This window comes from Paraburkholderia sp. SIMBA_027 (genome assembly GCF_046535315.1).
Lineage (GTDB): Bacteria > Pseudomonadota > Gammaproteobacteria > Burkholderiales > Burkholderiaceae > Paraburkholderia > Paraburkholderia tropica.
Genome location: NZ_JAWRWY010001568.1, coordinates 1 through 237 on the forward strand (window position 1 = coordinate 1; position 237 = coordinate 237).

Below are 237 nucleotides of genomic sequence, written 5' to 3' on the forward strand. Positions count from 1 at the left end.
GACAAAATTATGGCTTTCCGCGGCACCGGTAAGCAGATGTGGAACTCAGCGATTACCGAACCGGGCGCGGGCTCCGACGTGGGTAGCCTGAAAACGACTTATACCCGTAGAAATGGTAAGATTTATCTTAATGGTAGTAAGTGTTTTATTACCAGCAGCGCCTACACCCCGTACATCGTGGTGATGGCGCGCGACGGGGCTTCTCCGGACAAACCTGTCTACACCGAATGGTTTGTT

1 protein-coding gene is annotated in these 237 nt (G+C 51.9%); it reads left to right on the forward strand.

The genetic code is table 11. The annotated features are described in order from the left end of the window. Positions 1 to 237 (forward strand): acyl-CoA dehydrogenase family protein (locus SB764_RS44460; RefSeq protein WP_410867372.1); only part of this gene is annotated, 237 nt, incomplete at both ends.